Origin of the sequence: Salmonella sp. SAL4457 (assembly GCF_046548235.1) — a bacterium.
GTDB classification, from domain to species: Bacteria; Pseudomonadota; Gammaproteobacteria; order Enterobacterales; family Enterobacteriaceae; genus Salmonella; species Salmonella enterica.
In genome coordinates this window covers 1-261 of record NZ_JBGDZO010000720.1, presented here as the reverse complement: position 1 = coordinate 261, position 261 = coordinate 1, and the positions used below count along the sequence as shown (strand labels likewise).

Below are 261 nucleotides of genomic sequence, written 5' to 3'. Positions count from 1 at the left end.
ATGGTAAACGCCATGAACGATCAAGCGGAAATACCGAAAACGCATATGGATATGGCGCCACCCGTGCGTGGCTCTCGCCGGCCAAAGGACCGGCCCGCAGCGCGGACCGGCCCGCCCCCTCAGCGCAGCGGCCGCCAGAGGGTGAAGGCTACCGGCGGCGTCCAGCCGCTGTTGGAGGTGTGCGCCTGCAGGCAGAGATAGCGCAGCCCCTCGTAGGTCACCCCATCGTCGACCCGATAGGCCTGGTTCTCCCGCCATTGC

At 66.7% G+C, this 261-nt stretch carries 1 protein-coding gene; it reads right to left on the bottom strand.

The window, feature by feature from the left end; translation table 11 throughout:
* Positions 1-119: 119 nt before the first annotated feature.
* Positions 120-261: carbohydrate-binding protein (locus tag ACLJNW_RS26040; protein WP_410961482.1), on the bottom strand; the 142-nt coding region annotated here is incomplete at its 5' end.